Genomic DNA, 23,528 nt, shown 5'->3' with positions numbered 1-23,528 from the left:
GTTGGTGTACAATTCTTTCTGTAAATTAGGTTGAAGAAAGCAGGCCGATCAGGCTCAAATGGTAAGTGACGAAACAAACCATAAGGAGAGCCCGATGGCCTACCAATCAGAGTATACACTTTTAGAGCAAGTGATCCAAATGTTAGCCACCAAGGAAGACAGTAAATTTTCTAAGGTGATAGAAAAGGTAGTGAACGAAGCAATGAAACTTGAGCGAGCCAAAACCCTTCAGGCCGAACCCTATGAGCGGACCGAAGATCGAATGGGCTACGCCAACGGGTTTAAGAACAAAACCTTGGCTTTGGCTACCGGGAAGGTATTACTCAAGATACCTCAAGTCCGCGGACTGGAATTCTATCCCAGCTGTATCGAAAAGGGTATTCGGAGTGAACGAGCCTTAAAACTTGCGATAGCCGAGATGTACGTAAAAGGGGTCAGTACTAGACGGGTTTCAGATATCGTAGAAATCCTATGCGGCACCGAGGTGAGCTCCTCACAGGTAAGTCGATTGGCGAAGGAGCTGGATGAAGAGGCAACATCCTGGCGATCCTCGCCGGTAGGACAAATACAGTATCTCGTGCTCGACGCTACATATGAATCAGTGCGTGTAGGCTCGAAAGTGGTCAAACAGTCCCTACTGATGGCCATAGGCGTCGATTATGAAGGCAAACGTCAGATTTTGGGCACAGAAGTAGCCAATAGCGAAGCGGAGGTAAATTGGCGATCGTTTCTAGAAGGCCTGGTTCGTAGAGGGCTCCATGGTCTGACCATGATTACCAGTGATGACCATGCGGGTCTTCGAGCAGCTATCGATGCTGTGTTTCCTGGAATCTTGTGGCAACGGTGTCAATTTCACTTGCAGCAAAATGCTCGTGGTTACGTGACAAGGAAAGACGATGTCCCGGCGGTAGCGGCGGAAATCCGCAAGGTTTTCAATGCCCCAGATGAACAGAACGCCGAAAGGTACTTGCAGAGCCTGGTAGAAAAGTATGAGAAGACCCAGCCCCGTCTTGCCCAGTGGGCTGATGAAAATCTCCGGGAGGGATTAAGCGTATTTCATATCCCGGAAAACCACAGGAGGAAGTTACGAACCTCAAATTTGGCTGAACGTCAAATGAAAGAAATAAAAAGGCGAACAAAGGTCGTAGGCGTATTCCCTAATGCCGATAGTTTGCTTCGCCTTGCGGCGGCCATGCTGATCGAACAGAACGATCAATGGCAGAATGAAAAACGGTACTTACCCGAGTCTAATGATCGCCCTGCTTTTAAAGAAATTTACAGAAAAAAGGTTGCTTAATCCTTCGGATTCCGGCGCCATGATCTCCGCCACGATCTGACAATCCTTGGAGAAGCCCAGATCCCTGATGAGTTTACGGAGCTTTAACAGTTTATGGATGGTGTCGGCGTCAACCTTTCCGGGCTCGCCCTGACCAGCACTCTCGTCGGCTAGGATTATTATTCTGTCCAAGGATTGTAACTCGAGGCTGAGGTTCAGGGGGCTTCTTCCGTGAAAGGAGTAGGGGATGAAATGCAAATCCCGGGGCGGTTTACCACCGGTGGTCATCTCGTACCAGGCATTAAAATCACCCTTACTTTGATCGTCAATAACGTGGATTCGGCATTTATGTTTTAAGAGTTCTTCTACAATAAAGGGAATCTTCGGGTTCACCCCGATGATGGCAACCTCCAAGCCGGATTTTGACGGCTGGTGTGTCTGGAGGGGTGAGATGACGGGTTGGGTGGAGGTTCCTCTTTGAACGGAGTGATTGCGGAAGGCAGCTTCAGAAACCTTTCGGCTCTGACCAAGTACCAAGAGGGTGTGGTCTGCCTGGAGGACGGTATCCTGAGGGGGTATGAGTCTGATTTGGTTGTTCTCCAACAGGCCGCAGAGCTGAATGCCCGGTAGGACTCCAGGTAAATCGCAGTAGCGGAGGCCAGCGAGATTACCAGCCCGGCAACCATAGAACTCGCTCCCATCGAAGCTAAATAGCTCGGTGTAGACCTGGTAGAGTTCCGGAGTCCGCACCACGCTGGCTAGAATTTTCGCCGAATAGAAGAAAGGATCGAAGGTGATGACCGAATCGCCGGGAAACTCCGGAAGGTAGGTTTCCAAGGTTCCTTCGGGTAGATTGGCAACGATGTGCGGCCAGGTTCCTGCCAGGGACCTACGGGGAGGCGCTGATTCCCAGGGGTGATCCGTCCCTTTGGAGGATAGGATCGATTCCATGGTAAGAAGGGTTTTTAGAACCACGCTGTTATTCTCACTGAGACTACCATGGCCCAGGGCGAATACCGCCCGAGCCCGGGAAAGGGAGATATGGTCAATGTCCTGCTGATTGTAACCCCGGCCGCGGCGTACCACCACATCTACCAGGGTGTTATTCTGAGCAAGGTCGGTGATGTCCTGGGAAATTTCCTCTACAAGCAATACCAGGGTAATCTGCTGTCCCTCGGTCCGGCTGTACAGTTCCAGTTCCTGGGTCAGGTATTTTACAAAGCCGTGCCAGCCAAGGATGATTAGGTGGTTTCGTTCCTCCACCCGTCCCCGGCCGGATCTGACATTTTCTAGGTATTCGGTTATTCGGGAGACTATAATGGCTATAAGAATTCCATTGAAGAGGATCATACCCAGAAAGGCTAGGATTATGGTCGCCGTCCGTATTCCGCTGCCCCCTTGGGCTACCTCAAAGATACTGTCGCTGCTCATGAGGGTGATTAAGCTGAAGTAGTACGGGTCGACTATTGTCTCATCCTTGATCTGGGAAAAAACAAACCCGAAGAGCAGGTACAGAGACCCGGCGAGGGCTGCCAGCATAAGGAATTGTCGGGGCAGACTCTTTTCCAGTTGTTTTTTGATGTGGTAGATGGCCCTACGGCCAATGCCTTGACGTCCGATGCTGATGAAGCGGAGGATTCGGGCAATCCTGGGCAATCGAAGAAGTCTCAACCAGACTACGGGTAACCCGGCGGTGGGTGTTAGTGTCAGGAGAATAAAGTCCCAGGGTATGGATGCCACCCAATCCAGCCAATAAGACTTCCAATACTTCCTGGGGTTTTCGGCTGCCAGGAACCGAAGACTGAGTTCAAAACAGAAAAACAGGCTAAACCCGAGATTAGCCTGCTCGAGCCACGGTAGATCGGTAAAAAAACTGGCACCTGCAAACACAACCGACGCCAGGATAAGAAACACGATAACCAGTTCAAAGGTAAGGGAGCGAAATAGACGGGCAAGATAATTCATGAGGTGAAGTATAGTAGAAGTGTCCGTATTTCGGGAGGTCCCCAGGTACTTCTGTGGGTTGGTTTTCCACCTTCCTGGGCCTCGTGGTATAAAAAAACCCCAGGAAGGTTCCTGGGGCTTCTCCATTGACTAGTTGTTGCCGCCGGACAGAATTGAACTGTCGACACACGGATTTTCAGTCCGTTGCTCTACCAACTGAGCTACAGCGGCAAACCACACCCTGGGGTGTGTGCTGCTATTTATATAGGACTCAAAAAAAACTGTCAACCCCAGGGCTTACGAAACAACAGGTATCATCGGCTTCAGGCTATGGGTCGTTGACGATCCAGGACACCGGGGATATGCTTTTACCCTATGGATTTGAATAAAATGCGGGCTCAGGCGTATAAAAAAGTAAGCCGGTCTGATAAAGCCGATCATTCTCCAGGGGACGCTTCGGAACTGGATAATGAACCAGGGGAAACATCTGGTGGTTCCAGGAAAGCACCTAAGGATCCCGGACTCCAGGGGTCCCACAGAGATGGCGGCCCTCGGGTATCGGCTTCCTCCCGGGACAAGAGGGAAGAGGGGCTTGTAAAGGAAAACACCAGAACCGCGGCTGGTCGGGCCATGGCCATGTACCTTGGGCCGGGTGAGGTGCCGCCTTCCCGTCGGGAGATTGCCCAGTTTATGGTTATTGTCGGCAAAGACCAGGCAGCAGAGATCCTACGGCATTTGCCCGAAGATGCGGTAGAGGCTATCGTCCAGGAAATTGCGAGCCTGCCGGTCATTGATCCGGAAAGCAGGCGGGTCGTTTTAAAGCGCTTTAGTACCCTCGGTTTCGCAGAGCAGCAAACCAGTCGAGGGGGAGTTGAAACAGCCCGGGGGTTTCTGGTGCAAGCCTTCGGGGCTGAACAGGGAGAGGCAATTCTTCGAAGTGCTGTACCTAAGGAGGTGCATCGACATTTTGAGTTCCTGGAGGATTACAACCCAAAACAGATCCATAGTCTTTTGCGCCAGGAGGGTACGGCATTGAAGGTTTTGGTGCTAAGTCACCTGAGCGCCGGACTCGCGGCTGGGGTAATCAACCAGATGGATCGGGATGAGCAACTTGAGGTCATACGCCGCTTGTCCAGGATTGAAAAACTGGATCGGGAGGTTCTCCTCTCGGTAGAATCGGCATTGAAAGAACGGATTCGTAACCAGGGCATCGCCCAAACAACCGATCTTGATGGCCGGGGTGTGTTAGCCGAGATTCTGAAAAATATGACACCGGGTACAGAGGAACCGCTGATTCAATATCTTGAGAAGGATGATCCGGAACTTGCGTCATCCATTAAAGAGCGGTTATTTACTATAGAGACCCTTCTTTACATCGACGATAAGGAATTGCAGAGAATCCTCCAGGATCAGGATGACCGACAGATCGCCCTTATTCTCAAAGGGAAGGAGGAGGATATCCGAAAGAAAATCCTCACCAATGTGAGCCAGGCCCGGGCTGGGATCATCATTGAGGAATACCAGCACATGGGCCCCCGGCGGAGGTCAGAGATCGATGAAGCGACCAAGGATTTTGTGCGGTATCTTCGTAAACTGGAAGAATCGGGAGAATTAGTTGTTCGCCGTGACGGCGAGGAGTATATTTAGCAGGAACCATGAGTTTGGAGGAATCGTGAGATCACTACGTATGTCTTATTTATTTTGGCTGCCCTCGTTAATCGGGGTCGCGGGATTACACCGGTTTTATATGGGAAAGGTCGGGACCGGTATTCTCTATCTACTGACTGGCGGGCTCTTCGGTATAGGGACCATTTATGATGCTATTACCATGCCTGAGCAGGTACGGTCGGTAAATCGTGAAGAGCGCTTTCGGCAGGTAATTGATGATGAAGAGTATCCTGGAATCGGTTATAGCAGAACGGTTATCTATGAGCGCCAGCAACCCCGTAATTATAGCTACCGGGAACCCTCGGATCGGCCTAAGGAAAGTTCAGAGCATATGATGTTCCGGCTTGCTCAAAAAAACGGCGGCGCGGTCAGTCCGGCGCAACTCGCCTTAGAAGGGAATATCAGCGCAGATTCGGCCAAGGATATGCTAGAAGCTATGGTTTCTAAGGGATATGCCGAGGTACGGGTGAGAAAAACCGGGGTTATCGTGTATGTGTTCCCCGAGTTCCTCCAACCCGAAACTGAAGCGGATTTTGAGAGCTTGATATAACAGGCAGCCCCGGTTCGGGGTTCGGTTATTGTCTTGGCTTGAACCAAAAAGGTATGGTATTATTCGCCCCATGACTGCAAATGAACTAAGAAAGAAATACATAGAATTTTTTACAAGCAAGCGCCACGCTGAAATCGCCGGGAAGAGTCTCATTCCGGAAAATGACCCTACGGTATTGTTCACCACCGCAGGGATGCATCCCTTGGTGCCGTATATCCTCGGTGAGGACCATCCAGCAGGAAAACGGTTGGTGGATGTGCAGAAATGTATCCGAACGGGTGACATTGAAGCGGTGGGTGATTCTAGCCATCTTACTTTTTTTGAGATGCTCGGAAACTGGAGCCTGGGCGATTATTTTAAGAAAGAAGCCATTGAAATGAGCTGGGAATTCCTGACGGATTCCCGATGGCTCGGTATAAACCCTGAGAAACTAGCGGTGACGGTATTCGCCGGTGATGATGAGGTGCCCCGGGATACAGAATCAGCAGAGTATTGGAAGAGCCTTGGTGTTCCTGATGACAGGATATATTTTCTCGGGAGAGAGGACAACTGGTGGGGACCCCCGGGAGCGACGGGACCATGCGGCCCGGATACCGAGATGTTCATTGATACGGGGATACCCGGTACCCCCGAGAGCCGGCCGGGGGTAAGTGACGGTAAGTGGCTTGAAATCTGGAATGATGTGTTCATGGGATACCGTAAGAACTCGGACGGTACCTATTCGGAGATGACCCGAAAATGCGTGGATACCGGTATGGGGATCGAACGGACCATCACCATTCTTCAGGGAAAAAAATCTGTTTATGAGACCGAGCTCTTTGTACCCGTGCTGGCCCGGATTGCTGAAATATCCGGCTCGACCTACGGTTCCGGCGAGGAAATCGACCGGTCATTCAGGATTATCGCCGATCATGTCCGAACAGCTACCTTCATTCTGGGGGATGAAAAGGGGATGGCCCCATCTAATCTTGGACAGGGGTATATCCTGCGGAGATTAATTCGCCGGGCAAGCAGACATGGGCGAAAACTAGGGCTTGAGAAACCATTCCTATCCGAGTTAGCTGCCGTAATACTGACGATTTACGGGGATGTGTACCCCATGCTGCGGGAGAAGCAGGAATTCATCCTGACGGAGCTTGAGAAGGAGGAGGAGAAGTTCCTCCATACCCTGCAAAAAGGGGAACATGAGTTTGAAAAGCTGTTGCCTAATCTTCTCAAGGGTGAAAAGCGCGTAATCCCGGGCCGGTTAGCCTTTAAACTCTACGATACCTTCGGGTTCCCGGTGGAAATTACCCAGGAGCTTGCCGAGGAGCATGGATTTTCCGTGGATATTCCCGGTTTTGAAGAGGCCTTCCGCAAGCACCAAGAACGGTCCAAGATGGACGAGAATCAGACCTTTAAGGGAGGACTTGCCGATCATAGTGAGCAGACCACTGCTCTTCACACTGCTACCCATTTGCTTCATAAGGCCTTACGCATGGTTCTCGGGGATCATGTTGCCCAGAAGGGATCCAATATCACTGCTGAGCGGCTGCGTTTTGACTTTAGTCATCCCGAGAAAATGTCTCGCGAGCAGCTTGATGAGGTGGAGCGTATTGTAAATCATCAGATCGAACGGTCATTAGATGTACAGTTTTCCACCATGCCCATTGAGGAGGCAAAAAAATCCGGTGCAATGGCCCTGTTCGGAGAAAAGTACGATGACATTGTGAAGGTTTACAGTATCGGCGATTTTTCCAAAGAGGTCTGCGGCGGTCCTCATGTGGAGAATACTGCCCAACTCGGTCATTTCAGGATTGTGAAGGAACAGAGTTCCAGCCAGGGCGTACGCAGGATTAAAGCCGTATTGGAGACTGCTCCTGGAAAGCGATAGGCGTACCGGTGCATAGTCTTCTCTTAGTGCGTAAAAGGTTGTAAAAAGCACCGGACATAGCGGCCCCATCCAAGGGTGGCCCCATCCAAGGGCCGCACCACAGGGTAGGGGCGTCAGTACCGAAGGTTACAACCTTTTGCGCACTGTATACCGCCTAAACCCCTGCAGCCTTCCGTAGAGAGATGACCCGCTCATGAACGTCGTTTTTGATGCCGCCTGCCGTCTCGTAGAGCTCCAGTACTGATTTCGCAGAGTGCCGGTCACCCAGTTTAATGTAACACTCCAAAATTTCTGGGTAGATCCTGAGGATTTTAGGGTCGCTCTTCAACAATCCCTGGAGGCTGTCTGCAGCCTCGCGCATATTACCCCGAACCTTATTGATGAGAGCAAGTCCAAGGACCGCGTAGGTATCGTACTCGATATTCAGAGCTCTTCGGTAGTATTCCTCGGCGGTGTCGAGCTGGCCAAGTTTGCGGTAGGCATCTCCGGCTCGGGTTAAAATGACCTTGTTGGAGGGATCCTGATCCAAAATCCGGTTCCAATAGGTGAGAGATTTATCCTGCTGGTTTAGCCCGCGGTAGCAGTCCGCCAGCCCGAACAAGGCATAAAAATTCTTCGGCTCCTTTTCCAGGGCAAGGGTAAAGAAGGGCACCCCTTCCTGGAAGGTCTTTCTCTTTCTATGGCAGTTGCCGATGGAGGTGAGAACTCGGATATCAGCACGATTTCCCCGGTGTTCGTACATCTGCATCCAATAGGACAGAGCCTTATCGAAGAGTTTAAAATCATAATACAGGTGGCCAAGGCCTATAAGGGCATAGGGATTTCCGGGTTCCAATTCTAACACTCTGAGATACAGCTCCTCAGAACGCTCAAGGTTTTTAACCTTACGGTATGCATCCGCAACCCGGGTTAGTACGGTGACGTTTTGGTCATCTAGCTTGAGGTAGGTTTCCCAAACCTCAATGGCACGGTGGAAGTGCTTCATGGAGCGGTAACAATCCGCCAATCCGAAAAGCGCGTAATTGTTTTGAGGGTATTGACGCAGACAGTCCCGGTAGTACTCCGTGGCCTCTTGGTACCGCCTTCGTTTCCGGTAGGCATCTCCGATTCCCACCAGGGCATAGTTGTTGGCGGGATCGTTTTCCAGAATATGGCGGAAACAGTGGATTGCCTCCGTTATATGCCCATCCTTGAGCAGATGGTATCCCTTTCGGGAAAGCTCGGTTACCTCCGGAGAGATTCCATCGCCCGTTGCTCCGGTATCCGGTGAATTACTAATTTCAGCTTCTACATTCGCCATGCCCTATTTCCTTTCGGTGGTCAAACCTGTTGAAGGTGATTTTGTTTTCAGGGATTCATTGGTTTTCAGGTTGTCCTGGAGCATCCAGGTTCTCACTACCAGGGCCATGGATTCAGCCATTTGGGATATCCGGCCACGATCGGGAGCGAGGATGTACAGCCGAAGGGCTTCAAGAAATCGCTTTTCTGCAAAATATCGATCGCCAACCCGAATGAGCCCGTCACTGTACCCCAGGGTCAGAAAGATGCGTTTAGCAGCTTCGATCTGACCATCGTTAAACAACTCGTTCCCACGCCGAACAAGTGCCACCCGTTGTTGGGAAGAAATATTCAGTGATTCGGAATCTGTTTGCTTAATGAACCCGGTATCGGGTTTTTCTGGTATGTTACTCATGACCTCTTCTTTATTAAATCATCTTTATTCTACCCCAGGATCGCCTATAAATCAACGAAAGCTTTTCATTTCTCCAGTCTCTAATCTAACACACGAAACGAATCCTCCATGGGGCGATCCTGGCTCTGCAGAGCCTCGGCTTCCGGGATGGCGCCCGGGGGCCCTGTTCCTAAAGACCGCCCTTGGTGGACATATCACTCATGCTGCCCTGTAGGGGTCGGTAGGCTTGGGTGAGAGCCCGGCCGAGGGATTTAAAGAGGGCCTCGGACATGTGATGGGCATTATCGCCGTAGGGACATTCCAGATGCAGGTTGATACGGGCAGAGTTGGCAAATCCCTGAAAGAACTCCTTAAACAAGAACATGTCGAAGCTGCCGCTTTTTTCCTGGGGGAACGTAACGCGATACACAAGGTAGGGCCGTTGGCATACATCTACGGTTGCCTGCCCAAGGGCATCATCCATGGGGATGACCGCATGGCCGTATCGCTGTACCGGGCCGTACTCCTCCAGGGCTTTATGGAAGGCCTGACCGAGAACGATTCCCAGATCTTCTACGAGATGGTGGGGATCTACCTCTATATCGCCCCGGGCGGTAATCTCCAGACCGAATCCCCCGTGAAAGGCCATGGCATTGAGCATGTGGGCTAAATACGGCAGGGGCATGTCGAAGGACTGGTCTGCCCGGGAGTCCAGGGTCAGGGTTAGGTCGATTTGAGTTTCCTTGGTGTTCCGTTCAATGCGGACCCGACGTGTTGCTTCTGCCATGTTAGGCCTCCTGTTCTAATATACGGACAAATTGATCGACCTGTTTATAGTGGTATTTGTAATAGGCCGGATTTGCTATGAGGTGTACGTTAATTTCTTGGAGGACCTGGAGCACGGCAAGGTTATTCGCCTTGAGGGTTGAACCGGTCTCCACCAGGTCAACGATATACGGGGCAAGTCCCAGGACCGGGGCGAGCTCTACGGAGCCATTGAGTTTGATCATCTCGACGGCGGTGTCCTGGTTGTGGAAGTAGTCCCGGGTGAACCTGGTAAATTTCGTGGCAACCCGAAGCACCCCGCCCTGGGAGGATTGGAGCTCATCGTCTTTCCTGCCGGCAAGACACATCTTTGTACTGCCGAAGGGCAGATGGCTCAGTCGGAAAAAGTCGTATCCTGATTCGTAGAGGACGTCATCCCCGCAGATTCCGAGACCCGCGATGCCGTGGTGCACATACACCGGAAGATCGGCGTTTTTCACCAGCATAATCCTGAGCAGACCCTGGGAGTCCTGGGCGACGAGTTTACGGTTTTCAAAGCTGAAGTTGATGCCCCTGGCAGCGAGGTGGGCTTGGACATCCTTTTCGAGTCTTCCCTTGGGCAGGGCAAGGGTGAGGGGTTGGTTGTTCATAGATGTATATTCCTTCCTTGGGCTCGCAGGGTTTGGGCGGCAGTCAGACGGTCCTCAAAATCCGCCGATGCAAGGTCTTGGGAAAGCGCCTGGGAGGCCTGAAGATCTTCGGGACGGGGTAATAACCGGGTGATCTTTGAGACCATGAGGGAGAAGCCCACAGCCGGCGCATCGGCGCCTAGTTTACCCAAAAGGGTATCGTACCGGCCCCCAGATGCCACTGCACTATCGGTACCGTCAAGATACACGGAAAATACCAGGCCGGTATGGTAGGGCTGGCTGCCGAGCTCGCTGAGATCCATCCGGATATCCAGCTGGGGATACAGGTTCTGCAGGGTCTTGGCCCGGTCGTGGAGCTCCTCAAGACCCGGGATGAGGTCAGGATACGTGCCCGAAAGCCCGGGGGCAGGGGTTGACGAGAGATCAAAATCACCCGGGGAACAGAGTAGGGAAAATAGCCGGGTAATTTCCGGGCCGTAGGAGGATAGCTCATCCCAGTTCCGCATGGTAATGGCATGGGTCAGGTCCTGAATATGATCGGCAGAATGTTCTTGAAATATGGCATTAAAGACCCGGCGGCTGCCCAGGTGTAGTACCGGCTGGGGGCAGGCAATGGTTTGCAGGGATTCTACGAGTAAGCAGAGGGCTTCCAGATCGCCGTCCCGGCCGGGAACCCCGATTATTTCGGCGCCGGTCTGAAAAAATTCGTTTTTTCCGATGTCGATAGCGTCCTGGTAGCGCATGATGCTGTCGCTGTAGGAAAGGCGCAGGGGTAAGTCTGCGTTGCGGAGCATGGTGTGAATCTGTTTCATGAGGAAGAGGGTAATATCGCTGCGCAACATAAGGATGCTTCCCTCCCGGTCGATGAGCCGGTAGGTGTGATGGGGAACCTCGGTGCCGGTAATGTGGTTGTAGGTATCGGCGTATTCCACCATGGGAGTATGAACCGGGGTAAATCCCCAGCGGCTGAAGAGGGTATCCAGTTTTCCAATGATGTGACGGTGCAGCTCCGCGTCCTGCAGGAAGATGCCCTCGGAACCCGAGGGTAGGTTGAGCAGGGTTGGTTTGGTGCGTTTCATGTTTCCTCCCGGTGGGAATACTATACCAAATGGTGCCGGGGTGGTAAACGGAGTATTCAGCCCGGGTTAGGGGGTATGTGCCCGGGGTTTGTAAAACCGGACCAGGGACCGGCCGAACTCCCGGGTATCGGTATGAGTAAGGGTCCAGGAGGTGTTTTGGGGGGAGGTAGAGTTCCCAGAGACATGGGAATCATCCTGGAAAAAGCGGGGAAGGCTGCTCTGCCCCTCAAGGCGGGGGATGGCCAGGTTGTCAGGCAGGGTTTCCTCCCCGGGATAGTGAATGATGATCTGGGTTGACGGGTGGACTAACCGGCTGGCTGCTACTCGGGCGAGGAGATCGGCCTTGAAGGGATAGGGGAAGGGTGGATCCAGGAAAACTAGGTCGAAGGGTTTTTTCCAGGTTTTTACAAAGCGTTCTGCCGGCATGATGGATAGATGTACGTTCTGATCCGCTATGGAGAGGTTTTTTTTGAGGATGGTTTTTTTCCCGGGATCCTTTTCCACAGCGTAGACGGGTTCTGCGCCGCGGCTGGCTGCTTCCAGGGCAATGATGCCCGAGCCGGTGAAGAGATCCAAAAAACTCAGTCCCTGGACGCTTCCCAGGATGGTGAAGACGCTTTCCCGCATCCGGTCCATGGCAGGGCGTATGATACCCGGGGGACAGGTGACGGTACGTCCGCGGTAGATTCCGCCGGTAATTCTCATAGTCCGAGGGTATCCCAGGTTGGGGGTTTGAGGCAAGCCGGAGGGTAATTGTGAGTCGGGGGAGTTTCAGCCCGAGCACGGCGGGGTATTAGGTACTTTTCTCAACTGTCAACTCCGACAAGTAGTTTAAGCCCCAGGGCGGCAGGGTATGAGTTCGGGGGTGGCGTTTCTCCGGAACCCCGGGTTTCGGTACCGGTTCTGGAAGGTAATCCGTATGTAGTGCGCAAAAGGTTGTAACTATTTTGTGCCTCAGAAACCCCCAGCGCACACCCGCCTCCTCAAGCCGAAATGTACTTCGGCACCTAGGTCCCGAAGTCCACCCATGGGTGGTGTCGCCGGGGTGCAGAGTTACAACCGTTTGTGCACTATGTTAGAGCAGGGTAAGAAGCATTCCTAGGGCCCGGTGGTCCGGGCTGGAGAGTTCCGGGTCTTGGTTCAGGATGGCATCGGCCAATTGACGGGTTTGACTTAGTAGTTCCTGGTCCCGGGTTAGGTCGGCAAAAACAAAATGCAAAAAGCCCGATTGCTGCACACCACCTAAATCACCGGGGCCCCGAAGTTCTAGATCCTTTTCAGCTATGGCAAAGCCGTCGGTGGTTTGTTTGAGTATTTTGAGTCGCTGCTTGGCAATATCGGTCAGGGGTTCTTGGTAAACCAGGAAGGCATAGGATTGCTCGGTTCCCCGGCCGACCCGTCCCCGGAGCTGGTGCAGGGCTGAGAGACCGAAGGCCTCGGCGTGTTCTACTACTAGACAGGTGGCATTGGCCACATCCACCCCTACCTCCACTACGGTGGTGGCTACCAGTACCTGGATGGATCCCATGGAAAAATTTGTCATGATTTCGTGTTTTTCCTCTTCCTTCATACCGCCGTGAAGGAGGGCGACGGTATACCCTGCGAAGTGCTCCCGGGATAACAGGGAATACATCTGTTCAGCCGATTTGAGGGGAGGGGAGGGAGATGGGGCGTCGGAGGATGGGGCGTCGGATCCCGGTCCCGGGGTGTTGAGGGTATGGGAGGATTTTGGGAGGGACGGCCCCTCGGCGGTTTCGGAGGGAGGGGGTGGGGAGGAGGCTGTCTGGTCTGCGGGGTCCTCGATACGGGGGTAGACGAAGTATGCCTGGCGCCCCCGGCTGACCTCCCGATATACGAATTCGTAGACCTTCTGTTCGTTGCCCATTCGGGCAAGGTGGGTTTCTACGGGTTTTCTTCCGGCGGGTTTGGAACGGATGGTAGTGATTTCGATATCACCATATACCGTGAGGGCCAGCGTCCTGGGGATCGGGGTGGCGCTCATGAGCAGGAGGTGAACAAAATCCCCCTTGGAGAGCAGTTGCTGGCGCTGCATGACACCGAAACGGTGCTGTTCATCGATGATGGCGAATCCCAGGTCCCGGAATTCCACATCCTGGGTGAAGACGGCATGGGTCCCCACGAGAATATCGATTTCTCCCGTCCGGAGTGCCGAGAGCAGGGTATCCCGGGGTTTCCCCGTTAATGAACCGGATAAAAAGGCGGCCCGCACTCCCTGAAAGGCAACGTAGCGATGAACCGTATCGGCGTGCTGTTTTGCCAGAAGCTCGGTGGGTGCCATGAACACAACCTGGCGGCCCTGCCTGACAATTTCCAGGGCGCAGAGAATGGCTGTGAGGGTTTTTCCCGAGCCCACATCCCCCTGGAGCAGCCGGGCCATGGCAGTCTGGTTCTGAAGATCCTGGAGGATTTGATGAATGACTGCGATCTGGTCCGGGGTGAGTTGGAAGGGCAGGATGCTAATGCTCGGCCCAATGCGGGGATGGGCGGAGAGATCGGTCCAGATCTGGGGCGATTGGTCCAGGGAAGGTTCGTTCCGATGGTGCTTCTTTCGGTCCCGGGCTGTTTTCCCAAGCTGTAGCTGGAGGAGTAGCAGTTCCTGGAAGGCCAGGCGCTGAAGGGCGCGGCGAGCCTGCTCCAGAGACGGGCTTTGATGGAGGTATTGAATGGCCATTGGATAGGGCATCAGATTGTACTGGTCCCGGATATCCTCGGGAAGAGGATCGGTTAGGTGTTTTCCGTAGTGCTGTACAGCGGCTGCCAGGATTGACCGCAGCTGGCCCTGGCCGAGGCCGGCGATACCGGGATATACGGGGAGAATCCGGCCGAACTGCCGGGATGGGGGGAGCTGGGGGGCATCGGGGGTGGTTTGAAGATGCTGTTTCCACTGTTCCAGCTGTCGGGAATCAACAGGTTCGGTTTCGAAATCGGAGCTTTGAATCTCGCCGTACCGCCGGGTAAAGACCCCGGATAGGTAAAAAATACTCCCCGGGGTAAGGGTTTGGGCGAGGAAATTTCTACCGAAGCATACGAGGCTTGCCCGGGCTGTGAAGTCTTGGATGTGGATCTTCAGGACCTGCCGGTGGGGCGGGCCGAAGTAGTCGTGGTGGAGAACCCGGATGATGGTGATGATCCGGGTGGGTGCCGGACCTGCTCCCTGGTTAAGGGGGCGGCAGGTTATGCGGTCTTCGTAGGTCCGGGGAGTGAGCTGTAGAAGTTCGCCGAGGGTTCCGTAGCCTGCCTTGGTTAACCGCTCGAGAAGCTTGGGGCCAACCCCGGGAAGCCGGGATACCGGTTGGGTAAGTTCTTGGGTGGTCACGCAGGGAATATCCTAAAATGGCAAGTTCATGAGCAGGGGGACCAAAAATGCAATGATGAGCCTGCACAGCACCGCAGCGATAATGAGGACCGTAGTGAAGAGCATGAGGGCTGTTCCGTAGGGAAGAATCCTCCTGGGAAAGAGTTTTGCCAAGATCGGGGTTATCAGGGGCTGGAATAAGCGATCAAGGGAGTACCAAAACATTTTTAAACTGGAAGTTTTCAGGTAGAAGGCGATTATTCGAAGGGCTCCCAGGATGATTACTATAAAAAGGAGAAAGGACAGGGTACCCAAAAAGGCTTCGATACTGACCCCCAGGAAAATTCCTAGGGCAATCCGGCCCCGGCGGGCAAATTCCAGGAAGGTGATGGATACCACCTGCAGCACCAGGAGACCGACCAGGGGACTGAGGTCGAGATTCTGTACCCTGACCCAGGACATGCGGCGGAATAGGGCCAGATAGGGTTCGGTAATCCGTTCCAGAATGGATTCCAATCTGCCAAAGGAGATGGGGTTTTCCCGGTTCGGGGACTGAGAAAACCAGGTCATTATGATGCGCACCACCAGGAGTAGGGAATACACGCTGATGATGGTTCCAAGAATCTGAAACAGAGTGATGAGCGCAAGGGGAAGATTCATACAAACCTCCTGGGTTTTTGGTAAGGGTGGATGGGACTGCTACCTGCCCATTGTATTGAGCGGATCATAGGGTGACCGCCTCGGGGGAATCGATTTCTTCTTGGTCATCCTGGGGAAAGCCAGCCTCCAAAAAATTAAATTCTTTGGGTTTCCTGGGTGTGCTGAGCTGAGGAAATTCCTTCCAGAGCTCCAGTACCGAGGGATGCTGTTCCAACTCTTGGAGGGAAGACTGCAATCCGGAGACCTTTAACTGGGTCGCAGCCCGGATGATATATTCGGTTCCTCTTTCGTCCTTCATGTGAAGGTAGACCGGGCAGTTTCCCGGTCGTTCATGTAAGAATCCTCGGAACTCCAGGAGGGATTCTTGATCAGTGGCATATTCGTTCAGGCGGATGTGGATCTCGCCTGAATCGATTTCGTCCATCTCATCGGGTTGGCGGACTTCCTCAATGATGAGCTGGGGGCGCTCCCGGCTGGTATCCAGGTTACCGATGAAGCCGAGCACGGTGTCCGGTACCACGGTCTCGCCGATTTGGGCAAAGGTATCGGGAAATAGCACGAATTCGAGGCTACCTTGGTAGTCTTCCATGGTTCCGAAGGCCATTCGGGTACCCTTTTTGGTGATAATGCTTCGAAAGGCCGTCACCAAAGCCACCAGGGCGTACCGGGACTCGTGTTGGGCTCGGTCCAGCCGGGCAAGGTTGATGTTTGTGCCCCGCTCCCACTGTTCCCGGAATTTATCCATGGGGTGACCGGAGAAGTAGTATCCCATGGTTTCTTTTTCATAGGCAAGGAGTTCCAGTAGATCGAACTCCTGGGTGAGATCCGGGGTGGGTGAGGGGAACTCGTCCTCGGGGGAGTCGTCAAAGAGACTGGTTTGACCGAAGGCTCTGCTTTCCTTCTTGGCGGATGCAATATCCATGTAGGCTTCGAGGTTGTCGAAGAGTGCCTTACGGCATGGCAGCAGGGAATCAAAAACCCCGCACATGATCATTATTTCCACTACCTTACGGTTTACGGTTTTCAGGTCGATCCGCTCGAGAAAGTCCTCAAACCCTGAGAACGGCCCCTGAGCCTGGCGGTTTTGGATGATCTCGTCCACAGCACTGGTGCCAACCCCCTTCATGCCCATCAGACCGAAGAAAATGCGGCCCTCGTTAACGGTGAAGTACTTGTCCGATTTATTAATATCAGGAGCCTCAATGGGAATGCCCATAGCCTTGGTTTCTGCCATGTACTGGGAAAACTTATCGGGGCTGTTAATTTCATTGGTCAGGTTTGCCGCCATGAACTCCGCAGGGTAGTTTGCCTTCAGATAGGCTGTCTTATAGGCAAGGACCGAATAGGCGGCAGCATGGCTCTTGTTGAATCCGTATCCGGCAAAAGGTTTTAGGAGCTCAAAGATTTCTTCGGCGGTTTTTTCATCGATCCCCTTCTGTTTGGCTCCTTCCATGTACCGTACATACATCCGGGCCATTTCTTTTTCTTTCTTTTTTCCCATGGCTCGCCGAAGGATATCTGCCTCCCCAAGGCTGAATCCGCCGATAATCTGGACGATTTCCATTACCTGTTCCTGGTAGACGATAACGCCGTAGGTTTCCTTGAGAACCGATTCAAGACTTGGGTGGGGATAGCGGATAGGAATTCGTCCCCATTTGGAATCGATGAATTGGGGAATATTATCCATGGGTCCCGGACGGTACAGGGCATTCAAGGCGATGAGGTCTTCTATACAGGTGGGTTTGGCTTTCTTCAGGGTTTGCTGCATGCCCTCGGATTCAAACTGGAACACAGCAGCGGATTTTCCCTGTCCCAGCATCTCAAAGGTGCGTTGATCGTCCTCGGGAATGTCGGTTTCGCTGAATTCGATTCCCCTGGCACGGATAAGCTTTTCGGTGTTCGTGATGAGGGTGAGGGTTTTTAATCCCAAAAAATCCATCTTAACCAGTCCGCAGTCCTCCAGCAGATCCATGGTGAACTGGGTTGATACGGCCCCGGTTTTCGGATCGCGGAAGAGGGGAACATAGGTGGTAAGTTCATCCTTGCCGATGACGACCCCGGCGGCATGGGTGGATGCGTGGCGGCTGAGTTTTTCCAGTTTTTGGGCGGTTTCCAGGAGCTCCTGGTAGACGCCTCCCTGATCCTTTAACTCCTGAAGTTTTGGTTCCTGCTCTAAGGCCTTGGGAATAGTAATTTTAAGATCGTCGGGGATAAGCTTCGCGATCCTATCAGCCTCTGAGAATGGGAGATCAAGCACCCGGGCTACGTCCCGGATGACGGCCTTGGCCTTAAGGGTTCCGAAGGTAATGATCTGACCAACCTTCTCAGAGCCGTATTTTCGGGTAACGTAGTCGATGACCTCCTGGCGCCGTTCAAAGCAGAAGTCGATGTCAAAATCCGGCATGCTCACCCGGTCGGGGTTTAGAAAACGCTCAAACAGAAGGTTGTATTTTATGGGGTCGATGTCGGTGATTTGCATGCAGTAGGCAACGATTGAGCCTGCGCCGGATCCCCGACCCGGCCCTACGGGAATATCGTGCTCCTTGGCGTACCGGATAAAATCCCAGACGATGAGAAAGTATCCGGTAAACCCCATGCCAATGATGATGGAGAGTTCGTAATCCAGGCGCTTCTGCAGGTCTTCAGTGATCGCTCCGTACCGGTCCTTCAAGCCTTGGTTTGCAATGGCTCGGAGATATTCATCCGGGCTCTGGTATTGGGCTGGTATGTCGAAATCCGGCAACAGCGGGCCGGGAAGGTTCATTTCGAGGTTACACATTTCAGCGATGGCTAGGGTGTTGGTGAGGGCTTCGGGGATCTCGCCGAAAAGCCGGTGCATTTCCTCGGGGGTTTTGAGGTAGAATTGGTCGCTGGAAAACTTGAAGCGGCCTGGTTCATTTTTCTTTCGTTTGTTGCCTATACAGAGAAGTATATCCTGGGCATTGGAATCTTCCCGGTCAAGATAGTAGGTGTCATTGGTCGCTACCAGAGGAATGTCGAGTTCCTTGGAGAACTGCAGAAGGGTTTTATTGATAATCTTCTGCTCGGGGATGCCGTGGTCGGTCATTTCCAGGTAGAAGTGCTGGGGGCCGAAGAGATCCCGGTACCAGGCGGCTACCTTCCGCGCCTCATCAACCCGGTTCCGGGTGATGAGCTGGGGAATCTCCCCGCCCATACTGCCCGACAGGGCTACCAGGTCCCGGTTGTACTGGGCGAGCACCTCTTTATCGATACGCGGTTTGTAGTAGAACCCCTCGGTGTATCCCACTGAGCTGAGTTTCATGAGGTTCCGGTACCCCAGCTCGGAGGTTGCCAGTAGTACCAGGCGGTTATACTTATTTGCATTTTCGGTAATGGATTTATTATGACGGCTGTCGTTGGCCAGGAAAAAATCACATCCAATGATGGGATTTAGGGGCTGTTCTCCGGATTTACATGCCTGGTAGAACCGGAGCGCTCCGAATAGGTTACCATCATCCGTGAGGGCCAGGGCGGGCATAGCCATAGACCGTGCTTTTTTTGTAAGACCGCCGATGGTACTGGACGCCCGGAGCAAACTAAAGTCGGAATGGTTATGCAAATGAACAAACTCAGCCACAGAATCCTCCCGGAACTATGGTATCCCAATCAGCCTAGGCTGTAAATCCGTTGGACGAGATTTACTCACCCCGGATACGGGAGAGTTTTTCCTGGAATTCTTCTTGGCTCCGGGATGAGAGCAGGGCAGGGAGATACTCGGGCCGGTGGATCATCCGTGCAATCCTGGACAGGATTTGCAGATGGACGGAGGGGTCCTGGTCGAGGGGATTTAACAGCAATACCACCACCCGGATAGACTGGTCCACCAGGGGCAGGCGGATATCCTGATCAGCGGTTCCGATGGCGATCTGGGTTTTATGTACTTCCTTGCGGTGGCTGTGAATGAGCACCACCTGGTCCACCAGGAGCACTGGTTCTTCCTGGCTGATCCGTAATAGATCCTGGATAAGGCGGGAAGAGGGGGCGATATCCGGCATTCTGGCGATGAGTTCGGAGCAGAGCTCCTTGATCTGCGGGTTGGGAAACCCGAATAGGTAGGTAACCGGCGGTTCATCCAGCTGAAACGGGGTGGATTCCAGGGACTTGGGAAGGGGAAGATCCTGTTCCTGGGGGGCTTGGGGTGTGCGGGGAGGCAGCAGGCAGAGAAGGGGGTTCCGGGGAAACAGCTCCGATAAAAGCTTGGGAAGACGGTTGAGCTTCGGCTGCCAGGATAATTCTTCTTGGCGGGGCATGAGCAGAACGACCAGGTCTTGGGGGTGCACACCCTGGCTGAGGTGTTGCCGCAGGAATGTCCATTGCGGCAGGGGGGTGTATTCGGTTTCCGGGAGGGATTTGATCTGCCCTAGTACCCGCTTTGAGACGGCGATTTCCCGGGGCTGGGCCGAAATCTGTAGGGATACCCCGGCTTGGTTTGCCAGGGGAACCAGGAGGGAGAGGGCGGCGGTAAATCCCGGGTGATGGTGCATCAGGGGGGGGATGATGATATGACAGCGTCTTGCGTTCTCCAGGCGTGCGCTCGGTCTAAAAATAAGGGCTGCCTGGGTTGAACTGGAGAGGCATTGATCGATGGTCCGGCTGAAAACCCGGTAGCGGGGAGCTGGGTCGCCGTCCCAGGGCATGAGAAGACAGGTCGCACGCTGTTCCCGCAGGGCCCGGAGAATCCCCCGGGGTACGTTGATGTCCAGGGTGGTTACCGGCTGAGCCTCGCCTCCAGCGGAAAGGATACGGACTACGGCGTGGGCCAGGATCGCCTCGCTTTGGGCTATCTCTTTTTCCGATTCGCTGCCCTCCAGGGCGACCCGCATGGGAAGCAAGGTGGTGGTTGAGGTCCCTCCGGAGAGCAGCAGGGCAAGGTCCACCAGCTGTTTTGTTTGATCCTTGGAGTGCTGGGGGATCAGGATTCGGTCTGTGAGCCCCCCGGGGTTTCTGGGAAGGCTGGGTTCCTGGGTGAGGGAAAGGGCGATTTGACGGCCCCGACGGTCGGTTATGATGGAGCCCGCCAGGCAGGTAATGCCTATCATCAGGATGGTACCGGAGATGATCTCTTGGGAAAACAGACCCAGATTGAATCCTACGAGGACTGCTGCCAGGGTTGCCGCGGCCTGATTCACCGTCAATCCGTAGAGAAGGCTCCCTTCCGGGCCGGAGAGCCCTAGAATCACCTGGGCAAGCTTAGAAGCAAACCACTTACTGACTAGAGCTGTGATAATCATGCCGCCGATGATGATCCACACCGGGCCGGGCTGGAGAAACAGGGAAATATCCACCAGCATTCCAACGGAGAGCATGAAGAAGGGGATGAAAATGGCATCGCCGGTAAAATGAATGCGGGTCATGAGCAGGCTTTTTTCTGGAATCAGAGAATTGAGGGTGAGGCCTGCGAGGAATGCTCCAATAATCGGTTCCAGGCCTGACATGTATGCCAGGTATCCTGCCATAAAGGTAACGGCGATGACAAACACGAACTCCAGGGTCTCATCCCGGCCAAAATGCCGGAAGAACCATCGAGCTAACCGGGGAATGAGAAGTACCATGGCCACGGTGTATGCCGCCATGAACCCGAAGAGCCTGAGCCAGAACCAGAGATCGGTAGAGCCCTGACTGCTGGAGGTGACTATGGCCAGGATGATCAATGCCAGGGTATCGGTAATGATGGTGCCGCCCACCGCGGTGGTTACCACGGGATGCTTGGTGAGCCCAAGCTTTCCCGCCGCAGGCATGGTTAACAGGGTGTGGCTGGAGAACATACTTGCCAGGAGTACTGCCACGGGAAAACTCATGGCGAAGACCCCCATTCCCAAGGCCGTACCCAGGACCAGGGGAATGGAGAAGGTCAAGAGTCCGAATATCAGGGTCGGGCCGCGGTTCGATTTGACCTGGTTCAGATCAATCTCCAAACCGGCTAGGAACATGATGTACATGAGGCCGACCTTGCCGAGGAGCTCCACCGTTTGATCTCTTGCCAGGACTCCCAGGCCGTAGGGGCCGATGACCACCCCGGCGATGATGAGTCCGATGAGTTCCGGGAGGCGGAGCTTCCGGGCTGCCAAGGGCGCGATGAGCAGCAAGGCCATAACCGTTCCGAAAATCAGGACGGGATCCGTAAAGGGTAGGCTTGGCAGACCGGTGTGATTCATTATTCCTCCGTGGAGCAGCAGTGTTGCTGGGCTTCTTCCAGGGCTTGTATACGGGTATCGTAGAAGATAACACCGGTTTCGGGTAGTTCGGTACGCTGTAATTTTTCCCGAACCTCCTGGGAGGCCCCGCAGACGAATACCCGGGTGTGGGAGGAGAGGGCTTCCAGAACGAGGTTCTCTATTCCCAGGGCAACGGTGGTGCTCAACATGACGACCTCGGTGAGATCCAGAATGAGAACCTGAACATCATCGCGCAGGGCTGCGGCTTCCCGGGCTATGGCCTGGGCGACACCGAAGATCATGGGGCCGCTGAGGTGGAAGAGAATGACCTCCCGGCCGATCTTCTCTAGGACAGCCTGTTCCTGGTGATTGAGAACCACCGGATCCCCGCTGGGGTCGATGGTGTGCACCTTCGTTGAGGGGTGCTCGGAAAGTTGTTCGATGGTTAGGATATTGGCGATAAAGACCCCCACGGCGACTGCCACCAGGAGATCCACGAAGACCGTAAGCAATAGGACGCTGTACATAATGAGGGTTGCGGTCCGGGAAATCTTATGGGCCCGGCCCAGAAAACTCCAATCCAGGATGTTGAAGCCCACTTTTACTGCGATGGCAGCCAGTACCACCCGGGGGATGTACTGGAGCAGGGGGGAGAGCAGGGAAACTACCAGGATGAGGATACCCGAGCGCATGAGCGCCGAGAGGGGGCTGCGGGCTCCGGTTTGAATATTGACCACCGTTCCCATGGTGGCCCCGGCGCCGGGCAGGCCCCCGAAAAGTCCGGATACCATATTTCCGATACCCTGTCCGATGAGCTCCCGATCGGGATTGTGGTGCTCCCGGGTTAGGCTGTCGGCGATCATGGCAGTGAGGCTGGAATCTATGGAACCTAGCACCCCTAAAATCGCCGCATCGGTGATGATAGACACGATTTCACTGGGTACCAGTCGGGGCATTATGAGCTGGGGGAAACCCAGGGAGATGTTCCCGATGGTACGGACCTGGCCGGGTTCAAATACCAGATAGGTAAGAAGCCCCCCGATAACCAGAACGATGAGTTGGGGAGGAACCCGTCTGCCCCAAGCCTTGGGGGTGGCGAAGAGCAGCAGAATCCCCATAGCAGAAAGGGCCAATTCGGGTAAGGGAAGGGCGCCGAGCAGCTCGGGAATCTGGGAAATGGAATCGTAGACGCTTTTACCAGCCCGGGAAGCCCCCAGCAGCAGGGGAAGCTGATTAAACACCAGGAGCAGACCGATGCCGGACATGAAACCGGAAATGACCGAGTAGGGCATCATGGTAAAGTAGCGGCCGAGCTTGAAGACCCCGAAGAGAATCTGAATGAGTCCGGCTACCATGATAATGGTAAATACGATGGCGAGGCCGTTTTCGGGATACCGGGCGGTATGACGGACCACCACCGCGGTAATGAGTACCGTCATCGGGCCTGTGGGCTCGGAGATCAGGGTTGATGTGCCGCCGAACATAGCCGCAAAAAAACCGACTATGATGGCGCCGTAGAGCCCCGCCTGGGGACCAATCCCCGAGGCCACCCCGAAGGCCACCGCCATGGGCAGAGACACCACTGCGGTGGTTAGGGCACCGAAGAGGTCCTTCTTGAAATCCTGGGGCTTGAGCCGTCCAAAAAATGTGGTCTTACTGTTACTCATCATGGTGTGATTCTGTAGTAATTTTGTCAGATATTCAACATGGGACCGGGCCCCTTGGAACCTTGGAGCTGGGGTGCTGGTGAACGGGTCATGGGGTGAACGGGTCATGGGGTGAACGGGTCATGGGGTGAACGGGTCATGGGGTGAACGGGTCATGGGGTGAACCGGCGCGGCATACACGGGGACTGGGAAAAGCAGGTCACCCGACCTCGTGCACAGTACCGCATGGTTT

The 23,528-nt window shown here is 54.0% G+C and carries 16 protein-coding genes and 1 tRNA gene; 4 read left to right on the top strand and 13 right to left on the bottom strand.

The genetic code is table 11. The annotated features are described in order from the left end of the window. Window positions 1–94 precede the first annotated feature (94 nt). Entirely contained in the window at window positions 95–1,297 is a 1,203-nt protein-coding gene (locus DC28_RS11565) for an IS256 family transposase (protein WP_037545877.1), read from the top strand. On the opposite strand, the gene DC28_RS11560 is transcribed toward DC28_RS11565, so the two are convergent. After that, complete coding sequence (locus tag DC28_RS11560; RefSeq protein WP_063135620.1) at window positions 1,238–3,241, bottom strand: ion transporter; 2,004 nt, start codon at window positions 3,239–3,241, stop codon at window positions 1,238–1,240. The genes DC28_RS11565 and DC28_RS11560 overlap by 60 nt on opposite strands. Window positions 3,242–3,378: 137 nt before the next feature. Next, window positions 3,379–3,451: transfer RNA gene (locus DC28_RS11555), tRNA-Phe, on the bottom strand. Window positions 3,452–3,595: 144 nt separating this feature from the next. Here DC28_RS11555 and DC28_RS11550 point away from each other — a divergent pair. The 3 genes from DC28_RS11550 (at window position 3,596) to DC28_RS11540 (ending at window position 7,311) form a co-directional block, all read left to right on the top strand. Then, the gene (locus DC28_RS11550) at window positions 3,596–4,867 is read left to right on the top strand and encodes a flagellar motor switch protein FliG (RefSeq protein ID WP_037548727.1); all 1,272 of its coding nucleotides are present in this window, start codon (window positions 3,596–3,598) and stop codon (window positions 4,865–4,867) included. A 25-nt stretch (window positions 4,868–4,892) separates the two neighbouring features. After that, window positions 4,893–5,438, top strand: a complete 546-nt coding sequence (locus DC28_RS11545; RefSeq protein ID WP_156104667.1) for a TM2 domain-containing protein — start codon at window positions 4,893–4,895, stop codon at window positions 5,436–5,438. A 70-nt stretch (window positions 5,439–5,508) separates the two neighbouring features. Next, window positions 5,509–7,311 (top strand): alanine--tRNA ligase, encoded by a 1,803-nt coding sequence (locus DC28_RS11540; RefSeq protein WP_037548723.1) that lies wholly within the window; start codon window positions 5,509–5,511, stop codon window positions 7,309–7,311. A gap of 154 nt (window positions 7,312–7,465) precedes the next feature. Here the strand turns inward: DC28_RS11540 and DC28_RS11535 are convergent, their stop codons facing one another. The 11 genes from DC28_RS11535 to DC28_RS11485 form a co-directional block, all read right to left on the bottom strand. After that, a complete protein-coding gene (locus DC28_RS11535) occupies window positions 7,466–8,611 on the bottom strand; it encodes a tetratricopeptide repeat protein (protein ID WP_037548721.1) in 1,146 nt (381 codons plus the stop codon). 3 nt (window positions 8,612–8,614) lie between these two features. Continuing rightward, window positions 8,615–9,004, bottom strand: a complete 390-nt coding sequence (locus DC28_RS11530) for a hypothetical protein (protein WP_193382281.1) — start codon at window positions 9,002–9,004, stop codon at window positions 8,615–8,617. A 169-nt stretch (window positions 9,005–9,173) separates the two neighbouring features. Further along, window positions 9,174–9,770 carry an imidazoleglycerol-phosphate dehydratase HisB gene (hisB, locus tag DC28_RS11525; protein ID WP_037548719.1) on the bottom strand — a complete coding sequence of 199 codons (597 nt, stop codon included), beginning with the start codon at window positions 9,768–9,770 and terminating at the stop codon, window positions 9,174–9,176. Between the two features lies 1 nt (window position 9,771). After that, window positions 9,772–10,398: an ATP phosphoribosyltransferase gene (gene hisG / locus DC28_RS11520; protein ID WP_037548717.1), complete on the bottom strand. Its 627-nt coding sequence runs from the start codon at window positions 10,396–10,398 to the stop codon at window positions 9,772–9,774. Further along, the gene (locus tag DC28_RS11515) at window positions 10,395–11,477 is read right to left on the bottom strand and encodes an ATP phosphoribosyltransferase regulatory subunit (protein ID WP_052078813.1); all 1,083 of its coding nucleotides are present in this window, start codon (window positions 11,475–11,477) and stop codon (window positions 10,395–10,397) included. The genes hisG and DC28_RS11515 overlap by 4 nt, the downstream gene beginning before the upstream one ends. 66 nt (window positions 11,478–11,543) lie before the next feature. Continuing rightward, window positions 11,544–12,182: an RsmD family RNA methyltransferase gene (locus tag DC28_RS11510; RefSeq protein ID WP_037548714.1), complete on the bottom strand. Its 639-nt coding sequence runs from the start codon at window positions 12,180–12,182 to the stop codon at window positions 11,544–11,546. Between the two features lie 370 nt (window positions 12,183–12,552). After that, a complete protein-coding gene (gene recG / locus DC28_RS11505) occupies window positions 12,553–14,814 on the bottom strand; it encodes an ATP-dependent DNA helicase RecG (protein WP_037548712.1) in 2,262 nt (753 codons plus the stop codon). Window positions 14,815–14,826: 12 nt separating this feature from the next. After that, a complete protein-coding gene (locus tag DC28_RS11500) occupies window positions 14,827–15,453 on the bottom strand; it encodes a YggT family protein (protein ID WP_037548710.1) in 627 nt (208 codons plus the stop codon). 64 nt (window positions 15,454–15,517) lie between these two features. Then, complete coding sequence (gene dnaE, locus DC28_RS11495; protein WP_081942158.1) at window positions 15,518–19,051, bottom strand: DNA polymerase III subunit alpha; 3,534 nt, start codon at window positions 19,049–19,051, stop codon at window positions 15,518–15,520. Between the two features lie 61 nt (window positions 19,052–19,112). After that, window positions 19,113–21,629: a cation:proton antiporter domain-containing protein gene (locus tag DC28_RS11490; RefSeq protein WP_037548708.1), complete on the bottom strand. Its 2,517-nt coding sequence runs from the start codon at window positions 21,627–21,629 to the stop codon at window positions 19,113–19,115. Then, on the bottom strand, window positions 21,629–23,299 hold the full coding sequence (locus DC28_RS11485; protein ID WP_052078812.1) for a SulP family inorganic anion transporter: 1,671 nt from the start codon (window positions 23,297–23,299) through the stop codon (window positions 21,629–21,631). Before DC28_RS11485 ends, DC28_RS11490 begins: the two co-directional genes overlap by 1 nt. Window positions 23,300–23,528: the final 229 nt, after the last annotated feature.

Source organism: Spirochaeta lutea (assembly GCF_000758165.1).
In the GTDB taxonomy this organism is placed as follows: domain Bacteria; phylum Spirochaetota; class Spirochaetia; order DSM-27196; family Salinispiraceae; genus Spirochaeta_D; species Spirochaeta_D lutea.
Note: the sequence above shows the minus strand (reverse complement) of the source record. Positions and strands in the feature narration are given on the sequence as shown.

Coding starts and splice junctions, on each gene's coding strand:
- DC28_RS11565 (WP_037545877.1), top strand. CDS start 95: ATGGCCTACCAATCAGAGTATACACTTTTAGAGCAAGTGATCCAAATG.
- DC28_RS11560 (WP_063135620.1), bottom strand. CDS start 3,241: ATGAATTATCTTGCCCGTCTATTTCGCTCCCTTACCTTTGAACTGGTT.
- DC28_RS11550 (WP_037548727.1), top strand. CDS start 3,596: ATGGATTTGAATAAAATGCGGGCTCAGGCGTATAAAAAAGTAAGCCGG.
- DC28_RS11540 (WP_037548723.1), top strand. CDS start 5,509: ATGACTGCAAATGAACTAAGAAAGAAATACATAGAATTTTTTACAAGC.
- DC28_RS11535 (WP_037548721.1), bottom strand. CDS start 8,611: ATGGCGAATGTAGAAGCTGAAATTAGTAATTCACCGGATACCGGAGCA.
- DC28_RS11530 (WP_193382281.1), bottom strand. CDS start 9,004: ATGAGTAACATACCAGAAAAACCCGATACCGGGTTCATTAAGCAAACA.
- hisB (WP_037548719.1), bottom strand. CDS start 9,770: ATGGCAGAAGCAACACGTCGGGTCCGCATTGAACGGAACACCAAGGAA.
- hisG (WP_037548717.1), bottom strand. CDS start 10,398: ATGAACAACCAACCCCTCACCCTTGCCCTGCCCAAGGGAAGACTCGAA.
- DC28_RS11515 (WP_052078813.1), bottom strand. CDS start 11,477: ATGAAACGCACCAAACCAACCCTGCTCAACCTACCCTCGGGTTCCGAG.
- DC28_RS11510 (WP_037548714.1), bottom strand. CDS start 12,182: ATGAGAATTACCGGCGGAATCTACCGCGGACGTACCGTCACCTGTCCC.
- DC28_RS11500 (WP_037548710.1), bottom strand. CDS start 15,453: ATGAATCTTCCCCTTGCGCTCATCACTCTGTTTCAGATTCTTGGAACC.
- DC28_RS11490 (WP_037548708.1), bottom strand. CDS start 21,629: ATGAATCACACCGGTCTGCCAAGCCTACCCTTTACGGATCCCGTCCTG.
- DC28_RS11485 (WP_052078812.1), bottom strand. CDS start 23,299: ATGATGAGTAACAGTAAGACCACATTTTTTGGACGGCTCAAGCCCCAG.